The following is a 17,599-nucleotide window of genomic DNA, read 5'->3' as shown; positions in this document are numbered from 1 at the left end:
AGACTGGGGAATGGGTAATTTTCCACAGGTTATCCTTTGGCAGAAACGGATACCTGACAGGCGATACATTGTATCGCTAGCTACGGAAGCATCTGACTTCCGGGAGAAGGTACAGCCGTTTCTTCTTGTTGGTGCAAACGAATGAACTAACGATCTATATTAAAAAAGGAGTGAAGACAATATGTCCTCATTTAAACGAATTGGTTTTATTGTTCTGGATAGTGTAGGTATCGGAGAAGCTCCAGATGCTGCGAATTTTGGTGATGCGGGTTCACATACGCTTGGTCATATTTTGAACCGTGTTCCCGGATTGAAACTCCCTAACCTACAGCAGTTAGGATTAGCTAATATTGCTCCGCTGCCGCCGCTTGAACCTGTAGCTTCACCAACAGGATATTATGGCAAGATGCAGGAAGTATCTGTCGGTAAGGATACGATGACCGGGCACTGGGAGCTGATGGGGCTGAAGATCGAGGTTCCATTCAATACGTATCCGGATGGATTTCCGGCAGAATTGATTGAGAAATTCGAAGCAGCAACTGGTCGGAAAGTGATCGGTAATAAACCAGCTTCCGGTACGGAAATTCTAGTTGAATATGGCGAAGAGCAGATGAAGACCGGAGCTTGGATTGTCTACACCTCTGCGGACAGTGTATTCCAGCTTGCGGCACATGAAGATATCATTCCACTGGAAGAGCTATACAGCGCATGTAAAATCGCCCGTGAGCTAACTATGGCTCCAGAATTCTCCGTAGGGCGTGTTATTGCTCGTCCATATGTTGGCGAACCAGGAAAGTTCGTACGGACCTCAAATCGCCATGATTATGCCGTGAAACCACCGGAACCAACGGTAATGAACGCGCTGGCTGATATCGGAAAAGATGTTATCGCGGTAGGAAAGATCAACGATATTTTCACAGGTGAAGGGGTTACAGCTTCTTACCCTACGAAGAGCAATGAACATGGTATCGAAGTCACCATTGAGCAACTTCGCCAACCGTTCAATGGCTTGCTGTTCACGAATCTGGTGGATTTTGACTCTTTATATGGACACCGTCGCGATCCGGAAGGATATGGTCATGCACTGGAAGTATTCGATCAGGCGCTGCCTGAAATTCTATCCACGCTTGGTGAAGATGACCTGTTGATTATTTCAGCAGATCATGGGAATGATCCAATCCATAGCGGAACAGATCATACTCGTGAATATGTGCCACTGCTTATTTACAGCCCACGCCTTAAGCATCCAGATAGCTTAGGTATTCGTGAGACCTTCTCGGATGTTGCCGCAACCATTGCTGATAATTTCGGTGCGAAGGCGCCGCAGTATGGGACAAGCTTTTTAGCGAAACTGCAATAAAAGGATGTGGGTTGCGCCACAACATTCATTAAGGAGGATCATCCATAGCATGTTAACTCAAAAAGAAATTCAAGAAGCAGCCATTTATATAAAAGACAAATGTCCGGTGGCTCCGGAAATTGGATTGATCCTTGGTTCAGGACTCGGTGTGCTGGCAGACCTGATCACCGATGGAATCAGCATTCCATATGATGAGATTCCTCACTTCCCTGTGTCCACTGTAGAAGGGCATGAGGGAGAACTGCTGATCGGTATGATTGAAGGACGCCGTGTCGTGATGATGAAGGGCCGCTTTCATATGTATGAGGGATATGGACCGGAGGTAACGGCATTCCCTGTTCGGGTTATGAAAGAACTTGGTATAGCCAGCCTATTAGTAACTAATGCTGCTGGTGGAGTGAACACAGATTTCACGCCGGGCGATCTTATGCTCCTTACGGATCATCTTAATATGACGGGGCGGAACCCGTTAATAGGACCTAATGATCCTGCACTGGGCGTGCGCTTCCCGGATATGTCAACCGCTTATAGTCGCCGCCTAATCAAGGTAGCGAAGGAAACGGCAGCGCAGCAGAATTTCGAATTCAAAGAAGGCGTATATGCAGGTCTGCTGGGACCTTGCTACGAAACACCTGCTGAAATCGTAATGCTTCGTCATCTAGGGGCTGACGCTGTGGGCATGTCTACTGTGTCGGAAACCATTGTTGCCCGTCATGCAGGTATCGAGGTATTGGGTATCTCCTGTATTACTAACATGGCTGCGGGAATTCTGGATCAACCTCTCAACCATGAAGAGGTTATGGAAACTGCAGACCGTGTGCGTGAGCGTTTCCTGAAGCTGGTGTTGGGCTTTATTCCGAAAATGTAATTTCGGGTACTGCATTTTGAATTTTTGGGAGGTCCAATCTATGACACAAGTGAATGAACTTGAGCCATTGACGTTTGAACAGATAATGAAGGTAACTAATTTGACTAGACCAAAATTTATCGGACTTGCTCGCGCAATTGTCCGTGAAGTGCAGGTGTAATATGAGAGCTGTCGATATTATTCAGAAAAAAAGAGATGGTGGAGAGCTGAGTCGTGAGGAAATTTCCTTTCTAATTCAGGGCTACAGTAAAGGTGAAGTGCCTGATTATCAGCTCTCTGCTTGGGCAATGGCTGTTTATTTTCAAGGCATGAACGCGCGGGAAACCGGCGATCTAACGATGGAAATGGCGATGTCCGGCGATCAAGTAGATCTTAGCCCAATCGCAGGTATTAAAGTCGATAAACACTCCACAGGCGGAGTGGGCGATAAAACAACTGTAGTATTGGCACCCTTGGTAGCTTCTGCTGGAGTACCGGTAGCGAAGATGTCCGGTCGTGGACTTGGGCACACTGGAGGCACGCTCGATAAGCTGGAGTCCATCAGTGGTTTCTCTATCGAGATGGCTCATGAGCGTTTCTTTGACCAAGTAGGAGAGATCGGGGCTGCCGTGATCGGTCAGTCGGGCAACATTACACCCGCAGACAAAAAGCTGTATGCCCTTCGGGATGTAACTGCAACAGTTGAATCCATCCCCCTTATTGCAAGCTCTGTGATGAGCAAGAAGATTGCGGCAGGTGCGGATGCGATCGTGTTGGATGTCAAAACAGGCAGCGGTGCTTTTATGAAGACGCTGGATGATTCTATAGCACTCGCTCAGGCGATGGTTGACATTGGAACGCATCTGGGTCGCAATACCGTTGCAATCATCAGTGATATGGACCAGCCGCTTGGTTACGGGATCGGAAATGCGTTGGAAATTAAGGAAGGAATCGAGACCTTGAAGGGTCATGGTCCAAAGGATCTACAGGAGGTCTGTCTTATTCTGGGCAGCCAGATGCTTGTTCTTGGCGGCAAAGCCAAGGATGAAGCGGAGGCACGTTCGATTCTTATGACGCATATTGAAGATGGCAGTGCGCTAGAGAAGTTCAAACAAATCGTGAAGGCACAAGGTGGAGATGTATCGCAAATTGATTCTCCGGAGAAGCTCCCTACTGCTAAGCGATTCATTGAAGTGAAGGCGAAAACGAAGGGGTTCATAGAAGGTATTCAGGCCGAGGAAATTGGCGTTGCGGCTATGCTGCTTGGAGCTGGACGTGAAACTAAGGAATCCGTAATCGATCTGGCTGTGGGGATTCAACTCTCCAAAAAGGTTGGAGATGCTGTAGAGATCGGCGAGACGCTTGCAGTCTTGCATATCAACGATGCCAGTGAGAAGAAAGTTGAGGAAGCTGAAGGTAAGGTGTTAGAAGCCTACCGTATCACTTCTGAACCTGTTCCTGCCCAACCTTTGGTATTTGCACTTGTTACTAAAGATGGGGTAACACGGTACTAGTCAAGGTAATATAATTATTGTCATGGCTAAGGCCGAAAATAGACAGTAAGCAGCGATCCTCCCATAACGGGAAGATCGCTGCTTTGCGTTTTGTTCAATGGGTACATATTTATAACTGGTTATTGATCTTATTGAAAATCTGCGAAGCCCCGCTGCTTGTATTACATAATACGACCACAGTCTCGCCACTAGCTGGATAGATAGCCGACCGGAAGGAAACACCGGGATCATAGCCCATAATATGAAATTTGAACACTTTTTCTTCGCGGAGGGTAATCCATACACCATAACCATAATAGCCTTCGCCATCCACATGTACATGAGGAGTAAGCAATAATGAAGTGAGTACTGGACTCAATAATGTATGGTTCATTAACCCGCTCCAGAATAGCTGCATGTCGGGGGCAGTGACAAAAGCTCCACCGTCAGCGCCTCCTTTTACCGGGATTGAATAGATGTTGGTTCTCCAGTTCCCGTTCTCTTCCTCTATGTATCCTAGTGCACAGTTGGCAGGTAAGGCATCTAACGTAAAGTAACCGGATTGCTCCATTCCGCAAGGCTTAAAGATGTGATGCTCTATATAATCGGAAAAAGACATTTCACTCAGTTCCTCTACCAGAAGGCCTAGCAAGATATAGCCGGCATTGTTGTAGTGGAAACGTTCGCCAGGGGTCCACATCATGGGAAGGGTTCGGAACATCGGCACAAAATCCTCAAGCTGTCGCAAGGTGTACATAGGCCGTGCCTTCCACAGGTCCTCGAAATCATCCATAATTGTTTCATCAAAATAATCCGGAATACCAGAGCTATGCGTAAGTAGCTGATGAATGGTGATGTCAGGACTAAAGAGAGGGAACTCTACCTTTTTAAGATAATCTATTAGTCTACTTTCAAAAGAAATCAATCCCTGATCGACCAGCTGGCAGACAGCAATCGCGGTAAATATTTTACATCCGGAAGCAATGCCGAACCGGGTATGAATATTGTTTTCGCGCTTATCCGACTTATTGGCATAACCGTAACAGCTGCTGCTGACTTCTTTATCATGTTGTTGTACCAGCACTACACCAGAGAAATTGTTCTGTGTAGCTTCTGCTTCAATACAATCTGCAAGGTGGTTCATCTGTATATTCACTCCTCTATAAGCAGTTAAGTTCTTAAATAGCATTCGTTAAAATCTTCCATTTTCCTTTAAAGTGGATCAAATGAATACGAAAAAATTGGAAATACTTAAAATTTGAAATATTTTTTGATCTCCCCTATAATAAAAATGCTCTGCAACTACTGCTGGGCTTTTTTTAATTGACAACAACATTACTTCTTGGGATAAATTATTATAGTTATTTACTTAGAAATGGAATAATTTCCACCCTTTCTGACGAAACTGGAACACAGTACCTGTGATATGAAGGTTAACGTTCAGGAGGGGAACCATTGTGAGAAAAATGCGTTTTGCTGTGCTTGTGCTCTGTATCGTTGTGTCGGTTCTAGGACCGATGTCAGGTGCTTATGCTGAGGAAAAAAGCAAGGATTCTGGCAGTAATGCTGCCGCTGTAGATCTTGCGCCTGGTGCGCGTTCTGCGATTTTGATGGATGCAGGCACCGGCACTATTATTTATGAAAAGAACAGCCATGATAAGCTGCCTCCCGCAAGTATTACGAAGATTATGACGATGCTGCTTACGGTGGAAGCACTGGATGAAGGAAGACTGCAACTGACGGATAAGGTGCGCACGAGTGAATATGCCGCATCGATGGGCGGATCGCAAATTTTCCTGGAGCCTGGTGAAGAAATGTCGGTGGATGAGATGCTCAAAGGCATCGCTATGGCCTCCGGTAATGATGCATCTGTGGCGATGGCAGAGAAAATAGCGGGTTCGGAGAGCGCTTTTGTCGATCTGATGAATAAAAGAGCGGAAGAGCTGGGTCTGAAAGATACCCACTTTGCCAATTGCAACGGTCTTCCAGCTGCTAATCACTATTCCTCAGCCTACGATATTGCGGTAATTAGCCGGGAGCTTTTAAAGCATGATAGAATTATCAAATATACCGGTTCCTATCAGGATTATCTGCGTAAGGATTCCACCAAACCATTCTGGTTGGTAAACACGAACAAGCTTGTACGTTTCTATACAGGCGCTGATGGACTGAAAACAGGATATACCGCTGAAGCAAAATTCTGCTTATCCGCTACGGCTGCAAGAGACGGTCTGCGTGCTGTTGCTGTTGTGCTGGGTGAGCCGAACACGAAGACACGTAACAGTGAAGTGTCGGGCATGTTTGACTATCTCTTTTCGCAATATAAGATCCACACTATTCACAAAGAAGGGGACGCTATTGGTACCCTTAAGATTGAGAAGGGTGTGAAGTCCGAGCTGCCGATTACGGCGAAAGAGACGTATAGTGTTCTTTTGAAAAAAGGTGTGACGCAAGAAGGCATTCGTCACGAACTAGTACTTCCAGAAAGCGTGAAGGCACCAGTGGCTGAAGGCCAGTCCATAGGCAAGCTGGTTGTCTACCAAGGAACCCAAGTGATTAAAGAGTATGAACTTAAAGCAGGGGAAGCTGTGGCAAAAGCAGGCTGGTGGAAGCTCTTTAAACGTACAACAGGCTCGATGTTCGGCATGGATTAAAAAGAGCTTTTTTGTAGATTGCGCCCATGTGCTTTGTAGATTCATAGGGGTTTTCTTCTAGTTTTGTCGTGAGGCAGGATTCCTGATTTGCCACGTAGAAACCTTGTCCTTGAAGAGAATGGGTACTGTCTCTTAAGGCCAAGTTTTCAAAGCAACGAAGAGGAGAGTGGCAAGCATGAATTCTAATGTGGAAATGGAGCATCACAGGGGTGTGCTGATTGTCCGTTTATCTGGGGAACTCGATCATCATGCCGCCGATTTTGTAAGAATGGATATGGATGAAGCGATTATGCGGGGTCAGGTATCGCATTTGATCCTTAGTCTTAAGCATCTGCAGTTTATGGACAGTTCGGGTCTCGGCGTAATTCTGGGAAGGTATAAACTGATCCATAGTAAAGGCGGCAAAATGGTGGTGTGTGATGCAACGGCACCTGTGAAGCGACTTCTGGAAATGTCAGGCCTGTTCAAGATCATGCCCCTATATGACGACGAGAGCACTGCACTCTCGGATTTGGAGGTTGCGTTATGACAAATGGTAAGGCTGGTAACTTCATGAACGTGCAGTTCGCTGCACTCTCGGAGAACGAATCATTCGCGCGTGTAGTTGTAGCGGCGTTCGTTTCTAGGCTTGATCCTACAATGGACGAGCTGAATGATCTGAAGACAGTCGTGTCGGAGGCGGTCACCAATTGTATTATTCATGGGTATGATAGTGATCCGGAAGGTATTGTGACTATTTCAGCTTCGCTGGACAACGAAACGGTACATTTAACCATTGAGGATCAGGGACGGGGCATTGAGGATTTGGAGCTGGCACAACAGCCGCTATATACCTCAAAGCCAGAGCTGGAGCGGTCGGGCATGGGCTTTACCATTATGGAGAATTTCATGGATGAATTTGAAGTCACTAGTGAACCGGGACACGGCACTTCGATCTCAATGAAGAAAACCATCGTTTCGAAAAAAGCTTTATACAATTAGGGGTTGGAGCCATGGATGCAGAGTCAAAAAAAGCTCCGCCGACCTATTTGGACGATGCGGAGGTCAAACGTCTTATCGCGCTCAGTCAGGCCGGAGATAATCTTGCCCGGGACACACTAGTTAGCTGCAATATCCGGTTGGTCTGGTCGGTAGTGCAGCGGTTTATGAACCGCGGGTATGAACCTGACGATTTGTTCCAGATCGGTTGCATCGGGCTCTTGAAGTCCGTTGATAAGTTCGACCTCAGCTATGAGGTCAAATTCTCCACTTATGCCGTGCCGATGATCATTGGCGAGATTCAGCGTTTCCTTCGCGACGATGGAACCTTGAAAGTTAGCCGTTCTCTTAAGGAGATGGCTAATAAGGTCCGCAAGATGAAGGATGAAATGTCTAAGACGCTGGACCGTCTGCCTACCATCGGTGAAGTTGCTGAGGCACTGGGAGTTACGCCTGAAGAAGTGGTATTTGCTCAGGAAGCTAACAAGCCACCGACCTCGATTCATGAGACTGTGTTCGAGAATGATGGCGACCCGATCACGCTGATTGATCAAATCGCTGACGAATCACAGGAACGCTGGTTTGATAAGCTGGCACTGAATGAGGCTATCGGAGGTCTCAGCGAGCGTGAACGGCTGATTGTTTATCTTCGATATTACCGTGACCAAACGCAGTCAGAGGTTGCTAGTCGCCTTGGGATTTCTCAAGTGCAGGTATCCCGGCTGGAGAAGAAAATATTGCAGAATATCCGCGAGCAGATTGCTCAGTAGATAATGGCTAAAATGTAAAGACGCTTGCGAAATAGCGAATAGGAAGAAAAAGCCGCCCCGAAAAGGGGGGGCTTTTTATGTGGAGGGAATCTCAATATGCATTCACTTGGCGACAAGGATATGACCTCATGGTCTATTGACATGGAAGCAAATTTGCTGACAATGTCGAATGTTTTGGAGAATTGGGTGGACTGTTCAGATCATGCTTTACCGCATAACCCCAATTTTTTACGTGAATATGTGTACAGTGAGGATCTTGAACGGTTTGATGCGTATATAGATAAATTATACTCTGGTCACCTATGTAATCTTGAGTATCGTATGCAGTTACCTGCAAAAGCGCTGAAGTGGGTTCAAAGTATAGGCACGCCCGTTTTTAATCAAGAGCATAAGGTTTGTAGAATAGATGGCGTAATCATAGATATCACGGAACAAAAAAATGCTCAAGCCCAGTTAGAGAGTAGCTTTTCTCTGTATCAGCAGATGTTTGCTACGATCGATGTGGCGATTTGGTCTTACGATTACGTATCACGGAAAATGTTATTCATATCGGATGCCATTTTCAATATCACGGGATATTCACCAGAACAGGCGAAGGAAGATGACTTTTGGCTAAGAATTGCTCCTAAAGAAGAGCGGCCTTTAATTCAGAAGATTATAACTACAGTGGGGCAAGGAATAAGCAATCTTAGTGAATATCGGATCATCCATGCCAGCGGTGAACTCCGATGGGTCCAAGTCAGGATCATTCCCAGTATGGATGAGACAGGGGCAGTGGTACGGCTCAATGGGATCTTAATCGACCATACGGAAAAAAAGCAGATGCAAGAGGTTCTATTAAAAAGCGAGCAGCGCTACAAATCCCTGTTTGACCATAACCCAGATATCGTGTGTGAATTGGATCTGCAGGGCAGCATTGTAGCTATCAATCCAGCGGCAGATCAAATTACTGGAGAAGCTTTTAATAGATTCGGAGAAAACTTATCCATTGTGAATTTATTTGGTGCAGAGAATTCGCATATGATGTCTGATTATTTTGAGAAAACGGTTGGCGGAGTTCTGCAGCATTACACGGTTACTTCTGTCCGCGAGAATGGATTAGTTAACCATTGGTCGATGAAAAACATCCCTGTACATGAAAACAATCAAATTGTGGGTACCTTTGTTATCGCAAGAGATATCACTGCATCTGTGGAGGTGGAAAAGCGGCTGGCTCAGCGGGAGGCGGAGTACAGGCTTATTACAGAGAATATGGAGGATATGATTGGGGTTCTGGATCAGCAAGGGAACTTCATTATTGCTTCGTCCTCTTGTGAGAAAATTATTGGTCTTCCTGTTGGTTCAATAAAGAACACAACCATTTTGGAGTATATTCATCCTGATGAACAAGAAGTGTTGCGGGAACAGATCTTGGATATTTTTCGGACAAAAGTATGTAAGATGTTTTACAATCGGTTTATTCACATCAAAGGTCACATTATAGATCTGGAATGCTTGGGTACACCTGTTCTTGGTGAGGATGGAGAAGTAGTTAGTATTGTGATTGTAGCGAGAGACATTACAAAAAGGGTCCAGATGGAGAGTGAACTTAGAGAAAGCGAGGAACTCAATCGGCTGCTTATTGATATGTCACCTGAAGCGGTAGTACTCCATAGTGAATATAAATTCCTTTATGTGAATTTTTCCTGTTTAGGATTGTTTGGAGTTTGCAGTGAGGATCAATTGATTGGCACCTCTATTTTTAATTGGGCCCACCCAGACTATATAACGCTGGCTAGAGATCGGATGCGTGAAATCTATTATGGACCCAATCGGATATTAGCTCCTATTGAACAAAAGGTCGTGCGGTCAGATGGATCTATTATCGATGTAGAAGTAACAGCTAGCTCAATTCTATATAAGGGTAAGGTTGCATGTATCTCTATCTTTAGGGATATCAGTGATCGGAAAAAAATTGAGGTGGAAAGACAGCTTACAGAGCAGATCATTCGGAACAGCGAGGAAAGGTATTTCAACTTACAGATGAGTCTTGATCAATTCTCGCAAGATTTGTTTGGTGCGATGAAGATCAGTCACATGGAACAACGATTACTAAAAGAAGTTAGAGAGGTCTTGCGGGTTACCAATATTTGTATGGTTGAAGTTGAAGATAACCATGATAAAATATGCGAGATTATTGAGACCGAGCAGGGCTATTCACTTAAGATCGGAGAGTTCCGAAGAAAAAGCTATATTCTATCCATTAATGAGAAGTCTATTTTATTAGAAATAAGTTCTGTTCGAGTGTGGCTGAAGACGATTACCCGTTATGTTAGTGTGTTATTTGATAATTTTTTGCTCATAGAAGATCTAACTAAGGACCTTGAGTTAGCGGCTTCCGAGCAAGCTCCGACATGGTTACTACGCTTTATGTTTAATTTATCCGAGAATGAACGCAAACGGCTTGCTCAAGATTTACATGATTCAGCACTTCAAGAACAGATCATCTGGTATCGTAAGCTTGATAATTTTTTAAGTGATAAATCCGTTACGGGGGAACTAAAGGAGCAGTTAGAACAGATCACAGAAGGTTTACTCGATGTTATCTATGAACTGCGGATTATCTGCAATGAGCTTAGACCACCAGCATTAATCAATGAGGGGCTTGCTTCCTCACTTGAGACATTGTTTGAATTTGCTCAGTTGCGGAACGACTATCAGATTTATTTTGAGTCAAACGCTTTCAGGCATAAGTTAAAAGACGAGATTCTAATAGGTCTGTACCGTATTGTGCAGGAACTTTTGGCTAATGCAGCTAAACATTCCTGTGCCACAGAAGTACGTATCTCCTTAGCTAGTGAAGGGCAACAGGTGCTTTTGGATTATGAAGATAACGGAATTGGAATGAGCCTTTTAGGAGAGGATTCTATTAAGAGTATGGGGATTTATGGGATGAAAGAAAGGGTTCGCAGTATGGATGGGACCATACGATTTCTTTCGCCAGAGAATAAGGGATTAGCTGTCTTTATATCCATACCTGCAGATTAATCATGGGGCATAATAAGGGGATAGGGGTGTATTAGGCATGATTCAAATTTTGTTAGTGGACGACCATCCCTCTGTCATGGAAGGGACTAAGATGATACTGGAACAAGAGGGAGATATGGAGGTTACCCTAGCCAATTCAGCCCATGAGGCGCTTAACATGGTGGGTAGCCATACGTTTGACGTAATGTTATTTGATCTTCATATCGCTGATGGAAATGGGATTGATTTGGCGAAGGAAGTCTTAAATATAAGCGCAGATGCGATTATCTTAATCTACACCGGATACGAAATTACTAACAAATTTAACTTGATGATCGAATCGGGTTTGTTTGGATTTATTTCAAAAACGACCAATAGAGAGCAGTTGGTTGCAGCAGTGCGTTGTGCTTTAAGGGGAGATGTCATTTTGCCTCATGCCCTAGTTAAACAGTTAAGAAAAGTATCACCTAAAGGAATGGAGATTAATGTTGACCAAGCAAATCCGAAGATCAGTAAAAAAGAGCATGAAATGCTGACAGAGATTGCAAAAGGAAAAAGCAACAAAGAAATAGCAGAGATTGTACTTATGAGTCAACGATCGCTGGAATACAGTTTAACGAGTCTGTTCCAAAAGCTAAATGTGAAATCGAGAATTGAAGCGGCAATAAAAGCTAAACGTCTGGGCATATTGAAGGAGTCCGATTTCAACAATTCACTATGAAAATTCGTAACAAACAAATAGATCAAAATCCCGTTCACGGTTCTGTGAGGCGGGATTTTTTGGTCTGCGCTTTTTTTGCGGGATGACGCAATATTTTTGCGTGGTCGCGCTATTTTTTTTCGGTTACCTTAATCTGCTTACCGTATATGATGAAATAGTTCCTAAGAATTACTAAAAAATGACTAACGCCAATGAGGGGCTGAGGAAAATGAAGTGGTTTTATAATTTAAGAACAGCAGTGAAGTTAATCTCCGCATTTCTGTTAGTATCCGCAATATTGTGCTTTGTAGGATTCTATGGAATTACGAATTTGAGTAAGTTGGACCGGTCTATCGTGGACATGTACGAAAACCGCTTAACACCTATAGCTTATTTAGGAGAAGCGAATGAACTATTTTTAACAAATAGAATCAATATCCGTGACATAAACACGATGGCTAAAACAGTGGCAGAAAAGAAAGAATACGAAGATAAAATACATAAAAACGTTCAAAGTATTGAAGAGATCATGGGTAAATATAGCAAGACTGCGTTGAGAGCTGAAGAATTAGCCATAATGAAGGATTATCCTGAGATCTGGAAACGGTATATCACAAGCCTGGATGAGGCTATTGAATTAAATAATACAAATATTAGTAATGAGAAATATACAAATTTTTTGCTTGTAAGTGATTTGCAAACAGCTACAACAGAGCTGACTGACTTTCTGCAAAATTTAATAGACATCAATATGAAGCAGGCTCAAGGTTCGATTGTTAGCGCCAATGAACTCTATCAGTCCTCTCGTTTGATTACGTTTAGCGTTACTATTGTTGCGCTGCTCATCAGTATTGGTCTGGGTCTTCTAATATCGCAGATCATAGCACGGCCTCTAAATCAAGTAATGCGCTTGCTAGGTAAAGTGGCAAACGGTGATTTAAGCGAAACGTCGAATCTGGAATCCAAGGACGAGATTGGAATGCTAGCTCTTTCCGTTAATGAGATGGTTCTGAACCTAAGACGTACTGTGAGCGGCATTTCGTCTTCTGCGGAAAGTGTCTCAGCTGCTGCGCAGCAAATCTCAGCAAGTACAGAGGAAGTAGCTAGTGGAAGTATGAGTCAAGCTAGTGCAGCGCAAACGATGAATGAGTTGTTCCGAGAATTATCTGCGGCGATTAATTCAGTAGCCCAGAGTGCTGAACAGGCCTCTGAGCTGTCAGATCAAACGATGCGTATCGCTCAAGATGGAGGGATCGTGGTTAAGAACTCCGTACAAGGAATGGCAGTACTGGATACTCAAATGTCTAGACTTGCGGAAGATTCCGATAAGATTGGTGAGATTATTGCGGTGATTGAAGATATTGCCCAACAGACAAATCTGCTAGCCCTGAACGCAGCGATAGAAGCGGCCCGCGCAGGTGAACAAGGTCGAGGTTTTGCCGTTGTTGCGAATGAAGTAAGAAAGTTAGCTGAGCGGAGCAGTGGGGCTACGAAACAAATCACGGGCATTATCAAAGAAATGCAGAAGAATACGCAGCATAGTGTAAATGCCGTAGTAGAAGGAGTAGCTTTTTCACAAAAAAATGGAGAAGCCTTTGAACATATCCTTACGATGGTGAACGATACCGCTCATAAAGTAACAGAAATTGCGGCTGCCAGTGAAGAACAGGCTGCACAATCGTCTGAGGTGATGTTCTCAATTGAGAGCATATCCGCCGCAACTGAAGAAATGGCGGCAAGCAGCAGTGAAACGGCAACGACGGCCAATGCTTTGGCTCAGCTAGCAGAAGAGTTAAATAGTCTGGTATCAATTTTTAAAGTTAAATAAACAGTGTCAGGGGTATTATCATTGATAGGAGAGGAGAAGTAGTGCAAAAAATAAAGGTGCTCGTTGTAGCTGCTTCAGTAACCATGCGTAAACAGATCTCGAACCTAATTTCGGAGGATTCAACCCTCGAGGTCATTGGAGTAGCACGAAATGCATCCGAAGCGATCAGCATGGTTCAAAAACTCAGGCCCGATGTCGTGGCTATAGATATAGAAATGCCGGAATTGAACGGTTTGGTAGCACTCACAAGCATAATGTCACAGCGGCCAACACCTATACTTATCCTGAGCTCAGCTACAAAGGAAGGTATAACTGCAACCATTACTGCTCTACAAAATGGTGCAGTGGATTTCATCTCCAAGCCAGCTCAATCTTATGGACCTGGTCTATACAGCATAAAAGATGAGTTATTATTCAAAATTAAGAAAGCCGCTGAAATTCCTTTAAGAACTCTTATTCTTAACAATATAAACATCTCCAAAGTGAAAGCTCGACAAGAGAAACAAAAAAACGATAAGAGTGGATGTACAGAAGTCATTGAGCAGATCGTGGGAATTGGATGTGGAGTAGGAGGGCCGAAGGCATTAGAAATCTTAATTACCTCACTTCCAGCGAGCTTCCCGTATCCCCTGCTAATTGTGCAACATATGCCGCCTAAGTACACAAAAGCATTGGCGGAACGACTGAATCGGTTCTCAAGTGTACGGGTGGTGGAAGCCAAGGACAAGCAATCGGTGCTCGGGGGAACCGTCTATATCGCTCCAGGTAATTTTCATATGACCATCATTCAGGAGGGGCAAGATCTCAGAATAAAACTTATGAAAAAGCCTGCAGTGAATGGGCACTGTCCTTCGGTCGATGTCTTGTTTGGGTCTATATCTGCATTAACTGGTCTACAGCAGCATTTAATCCTAATGACCGGAATGGGAAATGATGGCGCTAAAGGGATGCTGGCTGCCAAACATGCTGGTGCCCAATCAACGCTTGTAGAATCGCAAGAAACTTCTATTGAAAGTGAAATGCCTGAAGCAGCGGCGAAGCTGGGTTGTGTGGATTACGAGCTGCCCTCGCATTTGTTAGCCTCGAAGATTATGGAGGTTACGGGGGAGCTGAGATACCGAAGGGACACATTTCCATCAGTTTGAACGGTCTTATTTTACTTCTGAAAAAGCGTTGGCAGGATAAAATCCGCCAATGCTTTTTTGTATTTCAGGTTGACACTTTCAAGTGATAACAATTATCATTTACGGAGCTAGAGTAGAGATTATGTAACTCATCGTATACAAGGAGCGAAGAAGGAGAGGTTTGCGATGACTTTAAATATATTGAATATGGAAATTCATGATCTTTTTGATCAATTTACAGAACGGTTAGAGGGGCATGTTGAGCATAACCAATGGGAACAACGGCTTACTATCCCTTCACATATTGGCAAGGGAAGTGTCACCCGTACACGGATTCGTCCAGGTATGGAGATTATGTATACGGACATAACTTACGAACAAGATATGAAGCTCTACATTCAAGAAGCTTGTCCGTTGTTTGAACTAAGCTATAATCTAAGCGGAGAAATCTATTGCGAATGGAACGGCAAGGAAAGTTACACGGATAAACAAATGGGCAATGTCCTTTTTCTAGAGGATGTTCAGGTGTATGAAGAGAAAAAAGCAGGTGTCCCCAATCAATTGCTGGAAATACGGTTAGCTCCTAGTGAACTGCTGAATTACGCCGGAGATTTATCGGAGACACAGCAAATGGAAACCTGGCTTAGACATCATCGTGGCAATATTGATCGTTATCCAGATACTGCGGCAATCCGAAAATGTGTCTCCGAAATAATCCACTGTACCTATCATGGAACATTGAGACGTTTATATATGGAGAGCAAAGCCCTTGAATTTATTGCTTTGTTTGGTGAGTCTGATGGTTACGGTTCTATTAGCGATAGTATGACACTGCGGCATGATGATATTACTAATCTGAAGCGGGTACATGAATTGGTGCAAATCCATTTCGAACAACCGTTATCTATACGTGAGTTGGCTAAGCGGGTAGGTATCAACGAATTCAAGCTAAAAAAAGGCTTCCGCGAATTATTTGGCATGACGATCTTCGAGCTAGTACGTATAAAAAGGATGGAGAAAGCGCTCTGGTATATGGAGGTTGAAGGTTTGAATATAGGGAAAACAGCTGTTTCGGTCGGATATAGCAATGTCAGCAATTTCACGACGACCTTTCGTAAGCATTATGGCTGCAATCCAAGCGAATACTTAAAACGTATCGAACAACAGAGTTTGGAACGAAACAGGCTGTAGGAAGATTTGTAAATGCAGAAAGCTTAAAGCTTCAAGTGTTAGAACATAGGGTTCGGAATCGAACGTTATTTTCTGTCTGCTTGAGGTTTTTTTGTGTTTGCTCCCTTATCAAGGAGTGAACCTCCCTTAACAGGTAGAGAAAAAGACCACTCTAAATGATAATAATTACATAGATTGCAGATAAAAAGGTGGTTATACAATGGAACAACAACAAGTAGATTCGCGCCGGTGGTATGCGCTGGGGGTTATTTTACTGCCAACATTACTTATTTCATTAAATACTTATATGATTCAAGTTGCGCTTCCATCTATGCAATATAGCTTGAACGCAAGCTTTTCGGAAGCACAGCTTATCGTTACCGGATTTTCGCTAGGATTAGCTGTGGCGTTGATTATTAGTGGAAAGCTTGGAGATATATACGGCAGGAAACGGATGTTGCTGATCGGGGTGAGCGGGTTTACGGTCATGGCAGTATTGGGCGGATTGACCTCAGATCCGGCTCTTCTGATTGTTATTCGGATTGTGCAGGGATTGGCTGCGGCGCTTATTCAACCTCAGGTTCTATCTACGCTGCAGGTCAGCTTTCTGCCAAAGGAAAAAGGGCTTGTTTTCGGCATTTACGGCGCCATGATTGGTTTTGGATTTGCATTCGGATGCATCCTCGGAGGCACTATTGTGAATTGGAATCCGTTCGATCTCGGTTGGCGGACGGTGTTTTTTTTCAATGTGCCATTTGGACTTCTCGTCCTGCTGTTAATGCCGATTGTACCTGAAACACGGGCTGAGCAGGCGCACAGTATTGATTGGACTGGAAGCTTCCTTCTGCTGATCGGTTTGTTCCTGCTGATCTATCCGTTGTCAGAGGGACAAAAACAAGGGTGGCCGTTGTGGATTTTTGGCTGTCTAATTTTAGCTCTTTTCGTGTTGTTTACTTTTATCTGGGTTGAAAATCGAAAGGGAAAGCAGGGGGCGTTACCGTTAGTCGATCTGTCTATTTTCAGAGATCGAACATTTAGCGCTGGTCTGGCAACCGTTCTTGTCCTTTATCTAAGTATGTTCTCTTTCTTTTTTATTTTGAGCTATTATATGCAATTTGGTTTGCACTATAGTGTTCAAGATACGAGTATGGTTTTCTTGCCTATAGGGATAGGCTTTTTTCTGACTTCCTTAATCTCGTCTCGAATGGTCAAAAGATGGGGGATGAGTGTTCTTAAGATAGGAGCGCTGATGATGGGTAGCTGTAGCCTGCTGCTTATGTTAGAGCTAAATGTGGACGTTACGCAGCTGCTGGACCCTCGTAATATCCTAATATTATTGATATATGGTTTCGGTCTCGGAATGGCTACTACGCCCCTAGTTAACGTCACGCTTAGTTCAGTACCCACAAAGATCACGGGCACGGGTTCAGGCTTGATCACTACCTTTATGTATTTTGCGAATTCGTTAGGAGTGGCGTTAATCGGTATTTTATTCTCCGCTTCGCTAAAGCATTCTCTTTTGGAAGCAGATCTGGCGGATTATGTAAGGGCGTTTTCCTTCTCATTAGCAGCAATCGGAGGACTTGCTTTTACTGGTTTTCTTTGCCTTTGTTTTTTGCGGGAGCGGAAATTATAGAGGAGGTATCCTGCTTTTTTTGCGCTGTGAGCA

At 44.0% G+C, this 17,599-nt stretch carries 14 protein-coding genes; 13 read left to right on the top strand and 1 reads right to left on the bottom strand.

The features are described 5' to 3' along the window. Window positions 1-181 precede the first annotated feature (181 nt). The 3 genes from deoB (at window position 182) to MKX34_RS22250 (ending at window position 3,721) form a co-directional block, all read left to right on the top strand. Window positions 182-1,360, top strand: a complete 1,179-nt coding sequence (gene deoB / locus MKX34_RS22260) for a phosphopentomutase (protein WP_036676054.1) — start codon at window positions 182-184, stop codon at window positions 1,358-1,360. A gap of 49 nt (window positions 1,361-1,409) precedes the next feature. After that, entirely contained in the window at window positions 1,410-2,228 is an 819-nt protein-coding gene (locus tag MKX34_RS22255; protein WP_036676055.1) for a purine-nucleoside phosphorylase, read from the top strand. 161 nt (window positions 2,229-2,389) lie between these two features. Next, window positions 2,390-3,721 (top strand): pyrimidine-nucleoside phosphorylase, encoded by a 1,332-nt coding sequence (locus MKX34_RS22250; protein ID WP_076297378.1) that lies wholly within the window; start codon window positions 2,390-2,392, stop codon window positions 3,719-3,721. 109 nt (window positions 3,722-3,830) lie between these two features. Here MKX34_RS22250 and MKX34_RS22245 read toward each other — a convergent pair whose 3' ends face one another. After that, a complete protein-coding gene (locus MKX34_RS22245; RefSeq protein ID WP_051490898.1) occupies window positions 3,831-4,844 on the bottom strand; it encodes a serine hydrolase in 1,014 nt (337 codons plus the stop codon). A 373-nt stretch (window positions 4,845-5,217) separates the two neighbouring features. On the opposite strand from MKX34_RS22245, the gene MKX34_RS22240 reads away from it, so the two are divergent. From MKX34_RS22240 to MKX34_RS22195, 10 genes are all read left to right on the top strand, one after another. Then, the gene (locus MKX34_RS22240) at window positions 5,218-6,354 is read left to right on the top strand and encodes a D-alanyl-D-alanine carboxypeptidase family protein (RefSeq protein WP_235219379.1); all 1,137 of its coding nucleotides are present in this window, start codon (window positions 5,218-5,220) and stop codon (window positions 6,352-6,354) included. Between the two features lie 175 nt (window positions 6,355-6,529). Then, the gene (spoIIAA, locus tag MKX34_RS22235; protein WP_036676057.1) at window positions 6,530-6,883 is read left to right on the top strand and encodes an anti-sigma F factor antagonist; all 354 of its coding nucleotides are present in this window, start codon (window positions 6,530-6,532) and stop codon (window positions 6,881-6,883) included. Continuing rightward, window positions 6,880-7,335, top strand: coding sequence for an anti-sigma F factor (spoIIAB, locus tag MKX34_RS22230; RefSeq protein WP_036676058.1), 456 nt, complete (start codon window positions 6,880-6,882; stop codon window positions 7,333-7,335). Before spoIIAA ends, spoIIAB begins: the two co-directional genes overlap by 4 nt. Window positions 7,336-7,346: 11 nt before the next feature. After that, window positions 7,347-8,102, top strand: a complete 756-nt coding sequence (sigF, locus tag MKX34_RS22225) for an RNA polymerase sporulation sigma factor SigF (RefSeq protein ID WP_036676059.1) — start codon at window positions 7,347-7,349, stop codon at window positions 8,100-8,102. A 96-nt stretch (window positions 8,103-8,198) separates the two neighbouring features. After that, window positions 8,199-11,129: a PAS domain S-box protein gene (locus MKX34_RS22220; RefSeq protein WP_076297379.1), complete on the top strand. Its 2,931-nt coding sequence runs from the start codon at window positions 8,199-8,201 to the stop codon at window positions 11,127-11,129. A 37-nt stretch (window positions 11,130-11,166) separates the two neighbouring features. Continuing rightward, window positions 11,167-11,829, top strand: coding sequence for a response regulator transcription factor (locus MKX34_RS22215; RefSeq protein ID WP_076104408.1), 663 nt, complete (start codon window positions 11,167-11,169; stop codon window positions 11,827-11,829). Window positions 11,830-12,037: 208 nt separating this feature from the next. After that, complete coding sequence (locus tag MKX34_RS22210; protein WP_076104409.1) at window positions 12,038-13,636, top strand: methyl-accepting chemotaxis protein; 1,599 nt, start codon at window positions 12,038-12,040, stop codon at window positions 13,634-13,636. A gap of 41 nt (window positions 13,637-13,677) precedes the next feature. Continuing rightward, window positions 13,678-14,781, top strand: coding sequence for a chemotaxis-specific protein-glutamate methyltransferase CheB (gene cheB / locus MKX34_RS22205; protein WP_038572469.1), 1,104 nt, complete (start codon window positions 13,678-13,680; stop codon window positions 14,779-14,781). A 165-nt stretch (window positions 14,782-14,946) separates the two neighbouring features. Next, window positions 14,947-15,951, top strand: coding sequence for a helix-turn-helix domain-containing protein (locus tag MKX34_RS22200; RefSeq protein WP_076297380.1), 1,005 nt, complete (start codon window positions 14,947-14,949; stop codon window positions 15,949-15,951). 199 nt (window positions 15,952-16,150) lie between these two features. Further along, window positions 16,151-17,566 (top strand): MFS transporter, encoded by a 1,416-nt coding sequence (locus MKX34_RS22195; RefSeq protein ID WP_076297381.1) that lies wholly within the window; start codon window positions 16,151-16,153, stop codon window positions 17,564-17,566. Window positions 17,567-17,599 lie beyond the last annotated feature (33 nt).

Source organism: Paenibacillus sp. FSL R5-0636 (genome assembly GCF_037974255.1).
Classification (GTDB): domain Bacteria; phylum Bacillota; class Bacilli; order Paenibacillales; family Paenibacillaceae; genus Paenibacillus_AQ; species Paenibacillus_AQ odorifer.
The sequence above is the reverse complement of the archived record's forward strand: the minus strand, read 5'-3'. Positions and strand labels throughout refer to the sequence as shown.